At 67.8% G+C, this 18,328-nt stretch carries 15 protein-coding genes; 12 read left to right on the top strand and 3 right to left on the bottom strand.

Annotated elements, in window-relative coordinates; all coding sequences use genetic code 11:
• Positions 1–4: 4 nt before the first annotated feature.
• The 3 genes from ACFTSF_RS25710 to ACFTSF_RS25700 all read right to left on the bottom strand — a co-directional run bounded on the left by ACFTSF_RS25710 (position 5) and on the right by ACFTSF_RS25700 (position 2,484).
• Positions 5–700: a DUF4386 family protein gene (locus ACFTSF_RS25710; RefSeq protein WP_380156211.1), complete on the bottom strand. Its 696-nt coding sequence runs from the start codon at positions 698–700 to the stop codon at positions 5–7.
• A 95-nt stretch (positions 701–795) separates the two neighbouring features.
• Positions 796–1,626: an LLM class F420-dependent oxidoreductase gene (locus ACFTSF_RS25705; RefSeq protein ID WP_380156209.1), complete on the bottom strand. Its 831-nt coding sequence runs from the start codon at positions 1,624–1,626 to the stop codon at positions 796–798.
• 114 nt (positions 1,627–1,740) lie between these two features.
• Positions 1,741–2,484 carry an aminoglycoside phosphotransferase gene (locus ACFTSF_RS25700; RefSeq protein WP_380156207.1) on the bottom strand — a complete coding sequence of 248 codons (744 nt, stop codon included), beginning with the start codon at positions 2,482–2,484 and terminating at the stop codon, positions 1,741–1,743.
• Between the two features lie 162 nt (positions 2,485–2,646).
• Here ACFTSF_RS25700 and ald point away from each other — a divergent pair, with 162 nt between their 5' ends.
• From ald to ACFTSF_RS25640, 12 genes are all read left to right on the top strand, one after another.
• Entirely contained in the window at positions 2,647–3,762 is a 1,116-nt protein-coding gene (ald, locus tag ACFTSF_RS25695; protein WP_344154479.1) for an alanine dehydrogenase, read from the top strand.
• Complete coding sequence (xerD, locus tag ACFTSF_RS25690) at positions 3,759–4,688, top strand: site-specific tyrosine recombinase XerD (protein WP_380156288.1); 930 nt, start codon at positions 3,759–3,761, stop codon at positions 4,686–4,688. Before ald ends, xerD begins: the two co-directional genes overlap by 4 nt.
• Positions 4,689–5,073: 385 nt before the next feature.
• Positions 5,074–5,982, top strand: a complete 909-nt coding sequence (locus ACFTSF_RS25685) for a ParA family protein (protein WP_344155819.1) — start codon at positions 5,074–5,076, stop codon at positions 5,980–5,982.
• Positions 5,967–6,332, top strand: a complete 366-nt coding sequence (locus ACFTSF_RS25680; protein WP_132407981.1) for a hypothetical protein — start codon at positions 5,967–5,969, stop codon at positions 6,330–6,332. The genes ACFTSF_RS25685 and ACFTSF_RS25680 overlap by 16 nt, the downstream gene beginning before the upstream one ends.
• A 2-nt stretch (positions 6,333–6,334) precedes the next feature.
• Positions 6,335–7,318, top strand: a complete 984-nt coding sequence (locus ACFTSF_RS25675; protein ID WP_380156204.1) for a segregation and condensation protein A — start codon at positions 6,335–6,337, stop codon at positions 7,316–7,318.
• Complete coding sequence (gene scpB / locus ACFTSF_RS25670) at positions 7,315–9,111, top strand: SMC-Scp complex subunit ScpB (protein ID WP_380156202.1); 1,797 nt, start codon at positions 7,315–7,317, stop codon at positions 9,109–9,111. Before ACFTSF_RS25675 ends, scpB begins: the two co-directional genes overlap by 4 nt.
• On the top strand, positions 9,104–9,838 hold the full coding sequence (locus tag ACFTSF_RS25665) for a pseudouridine synthase (RefSeq protein WP_380156285.1): 735 nt from the start codon (positions 9,104–9,106) through the stop codon (positions 9,836–9,838). Before scpB ends, ACFTSF_RS25665 begins: the two co-directional genes overlap by 8 nt.
• 100 nt (positions 9,839–9,938) lie before the next feature.
• Positions 9,939–13,094: a DEAD/DEAH box helicase gene (locus ACFTSF_RS25660; protein ID WP_380156200.1), complete on the top strand. Its 3,156-nt coding sequence runs from the start codon at positions 9,939–9,941 to the stop codon at positions 13,092–13,094.
• Between the two features lie 83 nt (positions 13,095–13,177).
• A complete protein-coding gene (gene pafA / locus ACFTSF_RS25655; RefSeq protein ID WP_132409872.1) occupies positions 13,178–14,539 on the top strand; it encodes a Pup--protein ligase in 1,362 nt (453 codons plus the stop codon).
• A gap of 51 nt (positions 14,540–14,590) precedes the next feature.
• Positions 14,591–15,865 carry a GNAT family N-acetyltransferase gene (locus ACFTSF_RS25650; RefSeq protein WP_380156197.1) on the top strand — a complete coding sequence of 425 codons (1,275 nt, stop codon included), beginning with the start codon at positions 14,591–14,593 and terminating at the stop codon, positions 15,863–15,865.
• 57 nt (positions 15,866–15,922) lie between these two features.
• Positions 15,923–17,197 (top strand): GNAT family N-acetyltransferase, encoded by a 1,275-nt coding sequence (locus ACFTSF_RS25645; RefSeq protein WP_380156195.1) that lies wholly within the window; start codon positions 15,923–15,925, stop codon positions 17,195–17,197.
• A gap of 142 nt (positions 17,198–17,339) precedes the next feature.
• Entirely contained in the window at positions 17,340–18,308 is a 969-nt protein-coding gene (locus ACFTSF_RS25640) for an FKBP-type peptidyl-prolyl cis-trans isomerase (protein ID WP_344154502.1), read from the top strand.
• Positions 18,309–18,328: the final 20 nt, after the last annotated feature.

Below are 18,328 nucleotides of genomic sequence, written 5' to 3'. Positions count from 1 at the left end.
GACGTCACATCTGCGGTACGGCGGCCTCCCCGGTCGTCATTTCGGGCAGGTGCTCGCGAACCATGTAGCCACCGGCGCAGGCGATCCACAGTGCCGAGAGCAGCAGCGGGACACCTGTCATCAGGAAGCCACCGGCAGCGAACGTGCCGGTCGACGCGAAGATGCCGAACGAGCCGGCGATGGACACCACTGCTGCCAGCAGGGCCAGGTAGCCGAGCCAGTTCGGCATCAGGTGGGTGCGCATGACTCCGATGCCGGCCGCGGCCAGCGGCAGTGCTGCCGCGAACCCGATCATCGTGGTCATCACCGACGTCATCTGGAACAGCATCATCGTGAGCGCGGCGTCGCGGCCGTCGATCCCGAACGCCATTGCACCGGACATCGCCGCGTTCACGAAGATCGCACCACCGACCAGGACCGAGCCGGCCAGCAACGCCAGATGCACGTCACTGCGCTCGTCCCGCTCCCGCATCGCCTCGGCGAAGGCCGACGCGAACCAGATCACCAACCCGCCAGCCGCGGCCCACATCAGCGCACTGGTCAGCAGCATGTCGCGGTTGTCGGCGATCCAGGCGGTGATGGCGCTCTGTGATTCGTCGATGTTCGGTGGGTTGCCGGGCAGGAACCTGCCCAGGAGAGCCAGGACGACGAAAGCCAGCCCGGCGAAGCCACCCCACCGCAACTCGTGTCGCTCAGTCATGGGGAAACACCTCCAGTGTGCGCACCACGAAATGTGGTGCGTCTACTGCTGATATTCCTCCGCTGGGGCCAGCCGTCAAGAGGTGTCGTCAACCCCTATTGGAGAACGGTTGCCAAGGCCTCGTATCCGGGCAGCAGGTCGATGCCCTCGCGACCCAGTTGCTGGATCGCGACGTGGTCGGCCCCGGCCTCCAGGTGGGCCTGCAGCCCCTCGGCGATCTCGACCGCCGAACCGTGCAGGACGAGCGCGTCGATCAGCCGGTCGCTACCGCCGTCGGCGATGTCGTCGTCGGTGAACCCGAGGCGCTTCAGGTTCGTGACGTAGTTGCCCAACGCAAGGTACGTCGCCAGGTAGTCGCGGGCCGTGGTCCGCGCGATGTCCGCATCGGTCTCGAGCACGACCTTCTGCTCAGGCGCGAGCAGCACGCCGCCACCGAGACTCCGGCGTGCTTCCCGAGTGTGCTCAGGAGTGGTCAAGTACGGCAGTGCGCCCGCAGTGCGGCTACCAGCCAGCTGCAGCACCTTCGGACCAAGCGCTGCGAGTGCGCGTCGATCGGCCGGTACCTTCGCGTCGTCCAGCTCGTCGAGGTAGGACACGATCGTCTCGTACGGCGACTTGTACTCCGCGGTGCGTTCCCGGTGCCCGATGCCCACCCCCAGCAGGAACCGCCCCGGCGCCGACTCCTCGAGCCGGTGGTACGAAGCCGCCACCTCCTCGGCCGGCGACTTCCACATGTTCACCACGCTGGTGCCGACAGCAACAGAATTCGTTGCGGCCAGCAACACCTCGGCGTCGCGCAGACCGGCTCCCGGGGACACGCCCAGCCACAGCGCGCCGTACCCGGCCTGCTCCAGCCCGGCCGCGAGTTCCGGACCCCAGTGCTGCGCACCGTGCCAGACCCCGAAGCGTCCCAGTTCGATCGCCACGTCGTACCCCTCTCGTCATCCCACTGTCAGGCGCACACCCGGGGCGGTCGGGCGGTACTTGCAAGGAGAAGCATCTCTGATGGCACGGTGGTCACGTCAATGATGGTTGTCACGTCAAAGGTGACTGGCCACCTGCGTGACGCGTGCTACCAGCCCCGGTAGTCGCGCCTCGGTGCGCCCCGGCTCACCCACCTTCGCCAGATTCACCATGCCCGCGTCACCAGCCACCTGCCCCGCCCGAATCACCCGCGCCGACCGCTGCGCGCTAACCAGCGCACGCTCCAAAATCTCGAGCGCTGTGACCCCACCGCCGTACGCATCCGCCATCAGCCGCAGTCGACGAGCCTGGTACGCCGGGTCCATCGCTACGGCGAGTGGAGCCGTGTTCCACGCCGTGAAGCCGAGATCGTCGAGCGGTACCCCCGGACCGGCCAGATCCCAGTCGATGACTCCGCTGAAACCCTCAGACGTGCCGATCCAGTTGTAGTACCCGTAGTCGTGCATGCAGATGATCTCGCCGGCCGCGAGCGCCGCCGTACCGGCTCGCCACACCACCGGACCAACAGGCCGGTACGACGCGACTACGCGGTGGTACTGCGCGAGCCAACGCATCGCATCGACCAGTACGTCGTCCGGGACCTCCGGGCCGTACGCCGTACCCGGAAGGAAGTCGAGGATCTCGCGGCCCTTGTCGTCGAGGCCGTGCACCCGCGGTACGCCGGTCAGGTCGGTGTCGGCGAGGTGACGCAACAGTGCGTGCACAGCCGGAGTCCAGGGTCCGGTGGTGCGGCGAACTGTGGTGCCGATGCGGACTGCTCCGCTCACGTTGCCGCCGGGGAGAAGCTCCTCGCTGTCCATTCGGGCACCCTACTTACGAGTTACATGAAGATCAGACCAACCGGTCAGGTGGTATGGCCTGGGCAGGCATACACTCGGCAGCGACCTGGCATCATCCGCTCACCGCCGGGCCGCGGTCACAACGATGTGCGCCGTCCTCCTGGAAGGAAAGAAGGGCAAGCAGTGAAGGTCGGAGTTCCGAAGGAAGTCAAGAACCACGAGTACCGGGTGGCCATCACGCCGTCCGGTGTGCACGAGTTCGTGCGCCACGGGCACGAGGTTCTGATCGAGCAGAACGCGGGGAGCGGATCGCTGATCCCCGACGAGGAGTTCGTCACGGCCGGGGCGCGGATCGTGCCCACCGCCGACGAGGTGTGGGGCGAAGCGGACCTGGTGCTGAAGGTCAAGGAGCCGGTCGCCGAGGAGTACCACCGGATGCGCAGGGGCCAGGTGCTGTTCACGTACCTGCACCTCGCGGCCAGTCAGGAGTGCACCGACGCGCTGCTGACCGCCGGTGTCACCGGTATCGCCTACGAGACGGTTCAGCTGCCGGACGGCTCGCTGCCGCTGCTGGCCCCGATGAGCGAGGTCGCCGGTCGGCTCGCACCGCAGTCCGGCGCTTACCACCTGATGCGCAGCGGTGGTGGGCGTGGTGTTCTGCTCGGCGGCGTCTCCGGTACGCACCCGGCCCGCGTGGTCATCCTGGGTGCCGGTGTCTCCGGGATGAACGCGGCCGCGATCGCGCTCGGGATGCAGGCCCAGGTCCAGCTGTTCGACCGCAACATCGCGCGGCTCCGCCAGGCCGACCAGATCTACCAGGGGCACCTGCTGACGATCGCCTCGAACGCCTACGAGATCGAGCGCGCGGCCCTGGAGGCAGACCTCGTCATCGGCGCGGTGCTGGTCCCCGGTGCGAAGGCGCCGAAGCTGATCGACAACGAGCTGGTCAGCCGGATGAAGCCGGGCAGTGTGCTCGTCGACATCGCGATCGACCAGGGCGGCTGCTTCGAGGACTCGCGTCCGACCACCCACGCGGACCCGGTCTACCAGGTGCACAACTCGCTGTTCTACTGCGTCGCCAACATGCCCGGCGCGGTGCCGAACACGTCGACGTACGCGCTCACCAACGTGACGCTGCCGTACGCGATCGAGCTGGCCAACCTCGGCTGGCGGGAGGCGCTGAAGCAGGACCACAGCCTGGCGCTCGGCCTGAACACCTACGACGGCCACGTCACCTACGGCCCGGTTGCGGACGCCCACGACATCTCCCAGCTCAAGCTGGACGAGGTCCTGGTCTGAGCATCAGCCGGGCGGTTGGTGCTTACCTCGACCACTTGACGGTCGAACGCGGCCTCGCCGCGAACACCCTGGCGTCGTACCGGCGTGACTTGCGCCGGTACGACGGATACCTCGCCTCGACCGGGATCACGGAGCTCGGTCGAGTCACCGAGGCTGTTGTCAGTGATTTCTTGATGCGGTTGCGTGAGGGCGATGAGGACCATCCGCCACTCACTGCGTCCAGTGCGGGGCGCACAGTCGTCGCAGTGCGCGGTTTCCACAAGTTCTGCCTACGTGAAGGGCTGACTGCGGTCGACCCGGCCGCTGCCGTGAAACCGCCGGCACCGCCACAGCGGTTGCCGAAAGCACTCTCCGTGGACGAGGTGACCAGGATTCTGGCTGCCGCGGCTGGTGCGGAGGCGGAGCCCGCCGTACTGGCTACTCGGGACGCTGCGCTGCTCGAGTTCCTCTATGGCACCGGTGCGCGTATCTCTGAGGCCGTGGGGCTGGATGTGGACGACATCGACTTGGAAGTCGGTGCAGTGCTGCTGCGCGGTAAGGGCAGCAAGGAGCGGGTCGTCCCAGTCGGCAGCTACGCGCTGAACGCACTGTCGGCGTACCAGGTGCGCGGGCGGCCAGATCTGGTCGCACGGGGTCGCGGTACGCACGCATTGTTCCTGAATGCGCGCGGTGGTCGGCTCTCGCGGCAGAGTGCCTGGACGGTACTGCGGCGTGCGGCGCAGCGGGCTGGGATCGCGAAGGAGATCTCCCCGCACACGCTGCGGCACTCGTTCGCGACCCACCTGCTGGACGGGGGAGCCGACGTACGAGTGGTGCAGGAGCTGCTCGGCCACGCGTCGGTGACCACCACGCAGGTCTACACGCTCGTCACCGTTGACAAGCTGCGCGAGGTCTATGCGACCTCGCATCCGCGGGCCCTCTCCTGAGGGCTCTGTCGTAGGGTGGACCCCGGTGCACAGCAGATCGGAACGGTGTGCAATGATCTGCTCACGGTCGGTCACCGCAACAGGGTGATCGGCCTACCGTGGAATGCCGACCGGAAACCGCTCGACCCGGGTGCGGAGTGGCCGCTTGAGAGTGCTTGAATGCACGCTTACAGTCGCAGGCGTCGCCCGTATCGGTTGAAAGGTTTGGCGAGTCATGAACGAGTCGACATTCCCGGGCACCGAGCAGCATGATCTCGAGCAGTACGCCGGCGCCCAGCACGGTACCGAACAGCACGGCACCGAACTGTCTCGGCCGGCGGCGACGCCTGCCGAACCCAGCGCGCCGCCCCAGCGCACCCTGACCCCACCCGAGAACTATGCGGCGATGCCGAGGCCGACGGCCAAGCTCACCGCGGAGGACCTTGCACCTGTGAGCGATCCCAGCGGCCCGAGGAAGATCGGGCCGACCGGCCGTCCGATGCCGGACCTGCCGGAGCCCCTGCCGCCGACCAAGACCGGTCCGGCGCAGGTGATCGCGATGTGCAACCAGAAGGGTGGCGTGGGCAAGACCACGACCACGATCAACCTCGGCGCCGCGATCGCCGAGACCGGCCGCAAGGTCTTGCTGATCGACTTCGACCCGCAGGGCTCGGCCTCGATCGGCCTCGGCGTGCAGCCGCACGACCTGGAGCTGTCGGTCTACAACCTGCTGATGCAGCGCGACATCACACCCGCCGAGGTCATCCAGCCGACCCGGGTCGAGAACCTCGACCTGCTGCCGGCCAACATCGACCTGTCCGCGGCCGAGGTGCAGCTGGTCCAGGAGGTCGCCCGGGAGTACACGCTGCAGCGCGTCCTCGAGCCGATCATCCCCAACTACGACGTGATCCTGATCGACTGCGCACCGTCGCTCGGTCTGCTCACGGTGAACGCGCTGACCGCGTCGAACGGCATCGTCGTACCGCTCGAGTGCGAGTTCTTCGCGCTCCGCGGCCTGGCCATGCTGACCGACACGATCGGCAAGGTGCAGGACCGGCTGAACCCGAAGCTGGAGATCGTCGGCATCCTCGGCACCATGTTCGACGGGCGCACCACGCACGCGCGTGAGGTGCTCGACCGCGTCGTCCAGGCCTTCGACGAGCGCGTTTTCCACACCGTCATCCGGCGTACCGTGAAGTTCCCCGAGACCACGGTCGTCGGCGAACCGATCACGACGTACGCCCCGTCCTCGTCCGCGGCCACGCAGTACCGCGATCTTGCCAAGGAGGTGCTGGCGCGTTGTCCCGCCGGGTGAGCCTGCCAGGTGCCAGTGAACTCTTCGGGGGTGCGGCACCGCAGCAGACCAGACCCGAGAAGCGCACCACCACTGACGGACCGGCGTCGAGCTCCGTGCGTTCCCGCACGGCGGTCGCCGACGACCGGAAGTCCAGTGGACGGATCCGTCACGACACGAAGATCACCGTGTACGTGACGGAAGAAGAGCTGCTCGGACTGGAACAGGTGCGGCTGGCGCTGCGGGCCGAACACGGCCTCAGCGCGGACCGCGGCCGGATCGTCCGGGAGGCGATCGACGTCCTGCTGGCCGACTTCGTCGACCACGGACCGGACTCGGTGCTGGTACGGCGGCTCAAGGCGTCGGAGTGACCGTGGCGGACTCCCTGCCCTTGGACATCGGTGGTGGTGGCGACGCCGCCGTACCGACTGTTGCCGAGGGCAAGAGTTTTGAGGTTCACCTGGTGAACTTCGACGGTCCGTTCGATCTGCTGCTGCAGCTGATCAGCAAGCACAAGCTGGACATCACCGAGATCGCCCTGTCGGTGATCACGGACGACTTCATCGCGCATATCAAGGCGCTGGGGTCGGAGTGGGATCTCGATCAGACGTCGGAGTTCCTGCTGATCGCGGCGACGCTGCTGGACCTGAAGGCGGCGCGGTTGCTGCCGAAGGGCGAGGTCGAGGACGACGAGGACCTGGCGCTGCTCGAGGCGCGGGATCTGTTGTTTGCACGGCTGTTGCAGTATCGGGCGTTCAAGCAGATCGCGGCGCTGGTCCAGGAGCGGATGGCGCAGCAGGCGAAGAGCTTCCCGCGGTCGGTTGGGGTTGAGCCGCGGTTCGCCGAGCTGCTGCCTGAGGTGTTGCTTGGTATCGATCCGAATGGGTTGATGCTGCTGGCACAGAAGGCGCTCGCGCCGAAGGACAACATCCCCGAGGGTGTTTCGCTCGCTCACCTGCACGCACCCGCGGTGACGGTTCGCGAGCAGGCGCTGGTGATCGTGGACCGGTTGCGCCGTCAGCGCAGTACGACGTTCCGCATGCTGGTCGCGGATTCGCCCGACACCGTGACCACGGTCTGCCGTTTTCTTGCGCTGCTGGAGCTCTTCCGTTCCGCCGACGTCTCCTTCGACCAGGTCACCCCGCTAGGTGAGTTGACCATCCGCTGGACCGGAACCGACGAGGGTGAGATCGCCGTCAGCGACGAGTTCGACGAAGAGAACCTCCCGCCCTCCGACGACGGCGAAGCCCCCACAGTCACCGACGAGGACTCCTTCCTGGAGCCCGGCGACTCCCTCACCGAAGACCCTGAGGCCCCCACCCACCCCGAACCACCCCACGAGACGGTGCCCCAGTGACCGAACCCCCCACCCCGACCCCCGCCCCGTCGGACGAGCGCGACCCCCAGAACCCCACCCCCGTAGACGCGTCGTCGGCGGTCGACTCCGACGTGGACGCCCCCTCGGAGGTCGACTCGGGCGTGGACGCCCCCGTCGAGCCCACCGCACCCGTCGACTCGGAGCCGGCCGACACCTCCTCGGCTGACGACGCCTCCTCGGCAGTCGACGCCGGAGCAGACACCACCCCAGCCGCGGAGGCTGACGCGGACGCTGCCCCGGAGTCCACCCCACCGGTCGACTCGGAGCCAGCCGACACCGCCTCGGATGACGACGAAGCGCCGGTGGACGAGACCTCGGGCGCGGGCGCGGAGTCGCAGGAGAACGCATCCTCGGACGACGCCTCGGTAGACACCACCGGGAGCGCCTCCCAGGACGCGACCACCGCGGACGACGTCACGGCGGACACCACCTCGGACGGCGACGACTCCACGGCGGACACTGCTTCTGGCGACAGGGACGGCGTACGGGGTGAAGAGGGCGACGTACCGGGGGGTGAGGATCACTTGCCGCCGGGGCAGACTGAGGTGCCTGTTGGGGACGAGGTGGTGATCGATGACGACACCATGCGGCGGGCTATCGAGGCGATTCTGATGGTGACGGATGAGCCGTTGCCGGTGTTGACGTTGGCTCGGGCGGTGGGGCGGCCGACGGGGGATGTGACTGCGGCGCTGGCTGAGTTGTCGGGGGAGTACACCGAACAGGGGCGTGGGTTCGACCTGCGTGAGATCGGTGGTGGGTGGCGGTACTACACGCGCCCGGAGGCGGCTGCGTTCGTGGAGCGGTTCGTGCTCGACGGGCAGCAGGCGCGGCTCACTCAAGCGGCTCTCGAGACACTGTCCGTCGTCGCCTACAAGCAGCCGGTCAGCCGGGCTCGCGTCTCCGCCATCCGTGGTGTGAACGTCGACGGCGTCATGCGCACGCTGATCGCACGCGGGCTGGTCGAAGAGGCCGGCGCCGACACCGAATCCCAGGCGACGCTCTACCGCACCACTTCGTTCTTCCTCGAGCGCATGGGCATGCAGTCGCTGGACGACCTGCCCGAACTCGCGCCGTACCTCCCCGACATGGACGACATCGAGGACGAACTCGCCGCCCAGTCCCTCCCGCCTGTCCCCGAGGAATCAACACCCACCGAGCCCGAGGAAGACGAGAGCGGCCCCCTCGAAAACGACCTGGCCCCACCCGCCGTCACCCCGACCGACCCGGAAGACGACGACGAAGACGACGAGTCCGAGTACGCCGCCACCGCGACCGAGCCCGTCGAGCCCGAGTACGACGCCTCCACGCCCGAGCAGGTGGAGTCCTACGAGTCCGCAACCGAGTCGTCCGAGCACGAGCGCCCCGAGCACGATCCGGTCCAGGCCGAGGAGCCGGGGGACGACGTCACGGCGGACGAGGCAGGCGAGCCTGAGTACGCCGCCCACGCGACCGAGCAGGTCGAGTCCGGCGAGTCCGAGTACGACGCGTTCGCGACTGGGCAGGTGGAGTCCTACGCGTCCGCAGCCGAGTCGTTCGAGCACGAGCGCCCCGAGCACGAGTCGGTTGAAGCCGACGTGTCCGCGGAGGACGTTTCGGCGGACGAGGCAGACGACGACGCCGCCCCCGCGACCGAGCAGGTGGAGTCCGACGACTCCGTGGTCGGGGCTGGTGAGGCGGCTAGTCGGTGGTATCCGTATGACCAGACGGCTGAGGAGATTGAGTCCTCGGGCGCGGTATCTAGTGGTGGAGAGTTGCGTGAGCGGGGTGAGTGAGGACGAGGGGATCCGGCTGCAGAAGGCGTTGGCTCAGGCTGGGGTGGCCAGTCGGCGGAATGCTGAGATTCTGATCGAGCAGGGGCGCGTCGAGGTGGATGGCGCCGTGGTGACCGAGTTCGGGACGCGGGTGGATCCGGCGGTTTCGGTTATTCGCGTGGACGGGGAGCGGATCCCGCCGACGAGTGCGCACGCCTACCTCGTGTTGAACAAACCGCGCGGCGTGGTCACCACGATGTCCGACCCCGAGGGTCGCCCGTGTATCGCCGACTACGTGCAGGACCGGACGGAACGGCTGTTCCACATCGGCCGGCTCGACACTGACACCGAAGGACTCTTGCTGCTCACCAACCACGGTGAGTTCGCGCACCGCCTCGCGCACCCGTCGTACGAGGTCTCCAAGACGTACGTCGCCGAGGTCGAAGGCAACGTGAAGCCGGGCACCCTCCGCCGCCTCCTTGACGGCGTCAATCTCGACGACGGTCCCGCCCAGGCGGACACCGTCAAGGAAATGTCCAGCATCCGCGGCCGCACGCTCGTCCAGATCACCCTGCACGAGGGCCGCAACCGGATCGTCCGCCGGATGTTCGACGCGATCGGTCACCCGGTCAAGCGACTGACCCGGACGGCGATCGGCCCGGTCCGCCGCGGCAACCTGCACACCGGCGAACTCCGCGAACTCGACCCCAAGGAACTCGGCCAACTCCTCGACATCGTCGACCTCTGAGCCTCGCCGTTCGAGTTATCCACAGCGACTCACGCAGAGCCCCACACGGGACCCGGCGTCCACGAGAATGGACGCGGACGATGCTGAGAGCTGGAGGGGAATGAGCGGCGAGCGAGCCCGACAGGCAAGATTGCTCGAGTACTACCGCGCGGTCGAACTGTTCAGTCCGCAGGCCGTTCCGAGGGCCGACGTCAACGAGCGCGTGTACGACGTCGCCCGTGGCGCCCTGGCGCCCTGGGAGAACGGGCATCCGGAGCGGCGTCGGACGATCGGTCCTGACCTGGTCAGAGTCCACATCGTGTACGGCGGACTGTTCGAGCTGACCGCGGTCCGTGATGTCGTGGCGCAGGTTTTCGGTGCGACGGGCGAGGACTTCGACGGCAGGATCCGGGGCACCACGGCGCTCTTCGCGGTCATGGTGACCGATGAGGGCAAACTTCTCCCGGGCACCCTGGTGGTCTCTACGTGCGGGTGGGCAACCGGCCGCGCACTGCGGCGCGGTGGACACCGGGGTTGGTTGGAGGGCTTCGACGACGACGAGCGCGATGTCCGCGACCTGCTGGCCGCGCTCAGCCCCGAACCGGCACCGGTCGATGAGGGCGGCACCGAGGAGCCCGTTGAGTCACCGCTCACCCGCAGAATGGACTCTTCGATCCTGCACCAGTTCGCGGACGATCTCGCGGCTGGATGGGGTGTCACGAAGGAGCTCACGCCGACCGGCCATCGGATGCGGACCATCCTGCGCTCACGGAAGCGTGCCGAGGAGCCTGTGACGGACGACTTCCTGAACAGCTTCTACCTGCGAGACCTGGCCAGAGTCGCCTCCGCGGCCCGCGACGGCGACGTCGGCGAGGCCTTGACAACGTTCCTCACACCCGATGCGGCGCTGGATCGCGCCCGGCGTGTTGACGTCCGTCGCCATCCCGACATCGTTCTCGACGCAGTGAATCCGCAACGCACACCGTTGGGGAGGTGGCCGTCGTCGCCGTCTGAGCCGCTGGCCCTCAGTCAGCAGTTCGCAGTGAACTCGACCCGGTCGGATCTGATCGGTGGCGGGCTGTTCGCGGTCAATGGTGCGCCTGGGACCGGGAAGACGACGATGCTGCGGGACAACGTTGCCGACCGCATCGTTGAACGGGCACGCAGGCTAGCCGCTCTCAGGCGCCCGTCGGATGCCTTCGGTTCCGAGGTGCGCTGGCAGACCGCCGAGCGCAGCCGCCGGGTACGCAGGCTGATCCCCGAGCTCACGGGATTCGAGATGGTCGTCGCGTCCGCCAACAACGCTGCGGTCGAGAACATCTCGATCGAAATCCCCGAGCGCAAGAGTCTCGGTGAGCAGTGGCGGACCGATGCCGACTACTTTGCCGATCAGGCCACAGCACTCCTGGACGGCAAGCCCGCGTGGGGCCTGATCGCTGCACGGCTGGGGAAGAAGCAGTACCGCAAGGAGTTCGTGAACAAGCTCTGGTACGGCACAGCCGACGGACCGCCGCTAATGACGCTGCAGGACAAGCTCGACGAGTGGATCGCAACTCCTCAGACAGGTGTATGGAAGCAGGCGAAACAGACATTCCTCGCGGCGCAGGAGCGGGTCGAGCGGCTCCGCGACGAGCGTGTCGCCGCAGCTGACGCCTGGAGCCGGCGCGAGGCAGCCGTTCATACTGCCGATGAGTCCCAGCGCGCGACGTCCGCTGCGAGCGAGAGGCTCGTCCGCGCACGTGCAGCGCTCGAGCCGCTGACTGCTGCCTCGTCGCAACGGTCCATCGAGTTCGAGCGCGCGGCGGAGCGACGCAAGGAGCACACGACTCGACGTCCTGGCTTTTGGATCATTCTGGCAACCTTCGGCAGAGCTGCCCGGGATTGGCATCGCGAGGATGCCGAGCTCGCGAAGCGGACGTACGGCGCGGAGGCGGCGCTGGTCCAGGCGCGGACCGTCGAGTCGCACGCGCGCTCCGCGGCGGTCTCCGTTGAGCATGAACTTGCAGGTTGCCGGGCGCGCCAGGCGGCCGCGCTCGACACTGTGCGTCGACTGGATGCTGTCCTCGCTGAGGCACGCCAGGCGTGGCCGGGGTTTGTGCCGACCGCTGAGTGGTCGCAGGACGACGACCTGCGAGAACTGTCGGCGCCGTGGGCAGACGAAGAGTTCTGCGTGGCCCGCACCGAGCTCTTCCTGGCGGCTTTGGCACTACACCACGCGTTGATCCGCTGTATGGCGCCGACGATGAAGTCGAACCTGCGAGCCGCGATGGAGGTCGTCTCCGGCCAGGCGCCACACGACCTTCCGGAGGAACAACGACTGGCTGCCTGGCAGTGCCTGTTTCTTGTTGTCCCGGTCGTGTCCACGACGTTCGCGTCGCTGGACCGTCAGTTCCACGGCCTTGGTCGAGAGGCCCTGGGGTGGGTGTTCATCGACGAAGCCGGCCAGGCTGCGCCCCAGCTGGCGGTCGGCGCGCTGTGGCGGGCGCAGCGAGCGGTCGTGGTCGGCGATCCGCTGCAACTCGAGCCCGTGGTCACGCTGCCCTGGACTGCCCAGCAGACACTCCGTGCCGAGTTCGGCGTCTCCCAGGAGTGGACGCCCGGCCGCACCTCGGTGCAACGGATCGCCGATCGCGGCATGAACCTCGGTACGACGCTTCCCGCCGAACTGCCGGACGGAAGCCACGAAGTCTGGGTGGGGGCACCGCTGCGAGTGCATCGCCGCTGCGATCGGCCGATGTTCGGTATCAGCAACGCGATCGCGTATGACGACATGATGGTCTTCGGTACGCCGGACCGTACCCCGTATGCCTACCGGCCGGGAAGCTGCTGGATCGACGTGGTCGGAACCGCGAACGAAGGGCACTGGATTCCGGACGAAGGTCAGGCACTGTGCCAGGTGCTGCGGAAGATCGCCGAGACCACCGACATCGACCTGAATCAGAACGTGTTCGTGATCAGCCCGTTCAGAGAGGTCGTCACCGGCGCGAAGCGGGCGGTTCGAGGGCTGCTGAACCTCGACCGGGTCGGCACCGTGCACACGGCACAGGGCAAAGAAGCCGATGTCGTGATCCTGATCCTCGGGACGGCCCGGGACCGGGCCGGTGCCCGAAGCTGGGCGGCCGAACGGCCGAACCTGCTCAACGTGGCGGTGAGCCGGGCTAAGCGACGGCTGTTCGTCATCGGCAATAGGACGGAGTGGAGCAAGCAGCGCTACTTCGACGTACTGGGCGACGCGACGAACCTGCCGTCGCATCCGTGGGTGCCGGGCCGGCCCTGAAGAGACCACAAAGGGATAACGCCGTACGGCGGCGCGCCTGAGACAGCGCACGGTTGTCGGAGGCGGGACGTAGTGTGGTGGATGTGAACCGGCGAATCTTCGGACTGGAGAACGAGTACGGCGTCACGTGTACCTTTCGCGGTCAGCGCCGACTGACTCCCGACGAGGTGGCGCGGTACCTGTTTCGGCGGGTTGTGTCCTGGGGGCGGAGCAGTAACGTGTTTCTCCGCAACGGGGCACGCCTCTACCTCGACGTGGGCTCCCACCCGGAGTACGCGACCGGCGAGTGCGACTCGGTCACCGACCTGATCGCGCACGACAAGGCCGGTGAGCGGATTCTCGAAGGGCTGCTGGTCGACGCGCAGAAGCGGCTGCACGATGAGGGCATCTTCGGTGACGTCTACCTGTTCAAGAACAACACCGACTCGGCCGGGAACAGCTACGGCTGCCACGAGAACTACCTGGTCAGCCGGCACGGCGACTTCGCCAAGCTGGCGGATGTGCTGATTCCGTTCCTCGTCACCCGGCAGCTGATCTGCGGGGCCGGCAAGGTGCTGCAGACGCCGCGTGGCGCGGTGTACAGCGTCAGCCAGCGGGCCGAGCACATCTGGGAGGGCGTCTCCAGTGCGACGACGCGGTCCCGGCCGATCATCAACACGCGGGACGAGCCGCATGCGGATGCCGAGCGGTTCCGCCGGCTGCATGTGATCGTCGGCGACTCGAACATGTCCGAGACGACGATGCTGCTGAAGGTGGCCAGCACCGATCTCGTCCTGCGGATGATCGAGGCCGGCATCGTGATGCGCGACCTGACGCTGGACAACCCGATTCGGGCGATCCGGGAGATCAGCCACGACATGACCGGCCGCCGCGAGGTCCGGCTGGCCAACGGCCGCGAGGCCAGCGCCCTGGACATCCAGGGGGAGTACCTGTCGAAGGCGCGCGATTTCGTCGACCGCCGCGAGCTCGGTACGCCGGCTGTCGAACGCGCGCTGAACCTGTGGGAGCGCTGCCTGAAGGCGATCGAGTCCGGCGACCTGTCCGGGATCGAGCGCGAGATCGACTGGGTGATCAAGTACCGGTTGATCGAGCGCTACCGCCAGCAGAACAACCTCGGCCTGGCCAGCCCGCGGGTCGCCCAGCTCGACCTGGCGTACCACGACATCCACCGGCCGCGCGGGCTCTACTACCTGCTCGAGCGTCGCGGTGCGGTGACCCGGGTGGTCGACGACCTGCGGGTCTTCGAGGCGAAGTCGGTGCCGCCGCAGACCACGCGGGCGCGGCTGCGTGGTGAGTTCATCAAGCGGGCTCAGGAGCGCCGCCGCGACTTCACCGTCGACTGGGTGCACCTGAAGCTCAACGACCAGGCGCAGCGCACTGTCCTCTGCAAGGACCCCTTCAAGTCTCACGACGAGCGCGTCGAGAAGCTCATCGCCAGCATGTAGCCCGTCGCTAAATCGGGTGACCGGTCGCGTCATGCCTTCTAGAAAGAGGGCATGACGATCGAGATCCGGCCGATCACCCGCGCCGAGGCCAAGGACTACTTAAGGGTCCTGCCGTGGGCGAACGGCCTTCCGCAGGAGGAGCCCGAGCCCTCGGCCTGGTACGCCGGTCGCGCGGCCAACCCGCCGCAGCGCAAGGCAACGCCCGAGCAGCTGGACCGGTACGCCGAGGAGCTGCTGACTGACTGGTTCCGCCCGCAGGCGGCGTTCGTGGACGGCAAGATCGCCGGTGGTTCCGCGATCGTGTCGGTGGAGCTCACCTTGCCCGGCGGTCGGCAGGTCCCGATGGGCGGAGTCACGTCGACGGGCGTGCTCCCGACGTACCGGCGGCGCGGTCTGCTCCGGAAGGTCATGGCCGCGATGCTGGACGACTGCCGGGAGCGCGGTGAGTTCCTGGCTGGGTTGAGTGCCAGCGAGGCGACGATCTACGGGCGGTACGGGTTCGCTCCGGCGACCTTCCAGCACCGGTGGGAGGTTCGCCGTACCGACGCTGAGTTCCGTACGCCGTTCACCGACCCAGGCGGGCTTGACCTGGTGGACGGCGCGACCGCTGCGGCGATTTGGCCGGTGCTGCATGAGCAGGTGCGGGCAGTGCGGGTTGGTGAGGTCAGCCCGCTGCCAGGGAAGTGGAGTGGTCTCGCTGACGGCGGACTGCCGGCAGATGGCCGCGGACCGGCGCACCACCTCATCCACCGCGACGCTGGCGGCCAAGTGGACGGCGCAGCGATCTTCCGGCTGCCCTGGTCGCCGGATCCGGACTATGCAGGCGAGCTGCAGGTCGACGCCTTCGAGGCGCTCAACCACGATGCGCACCGGGCGCTCTGGGGCTTACTGCTCGATTTCGACCTCACCAAACGAGTGGTGGCGGCGCGGCGACCAGTGGATGAGCCACTGCGCTGGATGCTGGCGAATCCTCGGGCACTCAAGTTTGCCCGGACGCGTGACAACCTCTGGCTCAACATCCTCGACGTACAACGTGCACTCGAAGCCCGCACCTACGCAGCAGCCGATGCGGTCGTTCTGGAGATCGATGGCGTCACCTGGCGCCTCGACGCGTCTCCAGACGGAGCAGCCTGTACGGCGGCGCCCGGGGCGAGCGCGGACGTCAGTCTGACCGTCAGCGAACTGGGATCGCTGTACCTGGGCGGAGTCCGCGCCAGCGAGTTCCGCGGTGCCGGGCGGATCGCAGAGCACACCGCCGGCGCAGTGTCCCGGCTTGATGCGCTGCTGCAGCTGGACCGCGCACCGCACAACGCAGTGGGCTTCTGAACGGCCCGAAGGGGCAAGTCGAGTGCGAGGCCGGTCTCGGCTGCCTATAAAGGTGAGATGACCATCGAGATCCGGCCGATCACCCAGGGCGAGGCCCTGGAGTACATGCGGGTGATGCCGTGGGTGAGCGGCTTCCCGCAGGAGGAGCCCGAGCCGGTCGCTTGGTACACCGGTCGCGCTGCCTTCCCGCCACTCGTGCAGCCCACGGCCGAGCGGCTGGAGCAGGCCGCCGCTGGTCTGCTGACCGACCGGTTCCGTCCGCAGGCCGCCTTCGTGGACGGCAAGTTGGCGGGCGGCTCCGCGATCGTGTCGGTGGACATCACCCTGCCCGGCGGCCGGCAGGTACCGATGGGCGGAGTCACATGGTCGGGCGTGCTCCCGACGTACCGGCGGCGCGGTCTGCTGCGGCAGATGATGGGCGCGCTACTGGCCGACTGCCGCGAACGCGGTGAGTTCTTGGCGGGCCTCCATGCGAGTGAGGGCACGATCTACGGCCGCTACGGGTTCGGTACGGCGACATTCCAGCACCGGTGGGAGGTTCGCCGTACCGACGCTGCGTTCCGTACTCCGTTCACCGACCCCGGCACGCTTGATCTGGTAGACGGTGCGACCGCTGCGGCGATTTGGCCGGTTCTGCACGGGCAGGTGCGGGCACAGCGGGTCGGGGAGATCAGTCCGCTGCCAGGCAGGTGGGACGGGCTCGCTGCGGGCGCACTGCCGGCCGACGGCTCCGGACCGGCACACCACCTCGTGCACCGCAACGCTGCAGGCGAGGTGGACGGCGCAGCGATCTTCAAGGTGCCGTGGGCGCCGGACCCAGCCGACGCCGGCGTACTGGCCGTGGCGTCCCTTGAGGCACTCACCGTCGATGCCTATCGCGCACTGTGGGGCCTACTGCTCGACTTCGACCTCACTAAACGCGTAGTCGCAGCACGGCGACCAGTAGACGAGCCACTGCGCTGGATGCTGGCGAATCCTCGGGCACTCAAGCTTGCCCGAACGCGTGACAACCTCTGGCTCAACATCCTCGACGTACAACGTGCACTGGAGGCGCGCACCTACGCAGCAACCGATGCGCTCGTTCTAGAGGTGGACGGCGTCGCCTGGCGCCTGGACGCGTCTCCCGACGGAGCAGCCTGTACGGCGGCGCCCGGGGCGAGCGCGGACGTCAGTCTGACCGTCAACGAACTGGGATCGCTGTATCTAGGCGGAGTCCGCGCCAGTGAGTTCCGCGACGCCGGACGGATGACAGAGCACACATCTGGAGCGCTGACTCGGCTTGACGCGTTGTTGCGGCCGGATCGGGCTCCCCACAACGCCATGGCCTTCTGAGCGGCGTGACTGTACGTGGTGTGACCTAACGGTGACGCAGGTGGCCGCTGGCGTGGTTGCGTGTGCAGGCTAGGGTGGTCCGCGTTGTTGCCCGTCGATCGAATGGCGCAGACCGCGCCGGGATGTTTCGAGGTGCTGGTTCGTGCGCAAGTTGCTGAGTCTGGTTGCAGTCGTGGCCCTGGGGGCCTCGATGGCGGCCTGCGGTTCCGACAAGAAGTCCGAGTTCGGAGCCGGTGGGATCAAGGTGACGTCGGACTTCGGTCAGAAGCCGACCATCACGCACCGCGAGGGTGAGCCGGACAAGGCCCTGGTGACCGAGGTCCTCAAGGAGGGCGACGGTCCCGAGGTGAAGAAGGGTGAGCTGCTCACCGCGAACTACCTCGGCCAGATCTGGCGCGACGGCAAGGTCTTCGACAACTCCTACGACCGCGGTGCGCCGTCGTCGTTCCCGATCGGCGTCGGCGGCGTCATCGGCGGCTGGGACGAAGGGCTGGTCGGCAAGAAGATCGGCAGCCGCGTGATGCTCTCCATCCCGTCCGACAAGGGCTACAAGGAGAAGGGCAACGAGCAGGCCGGCATCAAGGGTGACGACACGCTGATCTTCGTCGTCGACCTGGTCGGCGCGGCCGCCAACGACACCAAGCTGGACGCGGAGCCGGCCACCTCGGCGAACTCCAAGATCAAGGTCACCGGCGAGCTGAACGGTGAGCCGAAGGTCACCGTTCCGGCCGGCACCAAGCCGCCGGCGAAGCCGGGCAAGCCGGTCGTGATCGCGCTCGGCAAGGGCAAGCCGGTCGCAGCGGGCAGCCAGCTGATCGGCCGCTACGTCGTCTTCGACTACACCGGCAAGAAGCAGGCCAGCACCTGGGACGGCCAGCCCGCCAGCCAGACCGGTCCGGCCCAGCCGGGCGCGCCGACGGACCAGCTCCAGGTCGGCCCCGGCCCGGGTGGTCAGAAGGGTGCCCTGGACGGTATCGCCGGCATCCCGATCGGCAGCCGCGTGCTGGTCGAGCTCCCGCCGACCAAGGACGCCAAGGGCAAGGCGGTGAACGCGTTCGCGGTCATCGACATCCTGAACGCCTTCCCGGCCCCGAAGCAGCAGGGCCAGTAGTTCTTGCCGCAGACCGCCTG

This window comes from Kribbella sp. NPDC056951 (assembly GCF_042674205.1).
In the GTDB taxonomy this organism is placed as follows: Bacteria; Actinomycetota; Actinomycetes; order Propionibacteriales; family Kribbellaceae; genus Kribbella; species Kribbella yunnanensis.
The sequence above is the reverse complement of the archived record's forward strand: the minus strand, read 5'-3'. Positions and strand labels throughout refer to the sequence as shown.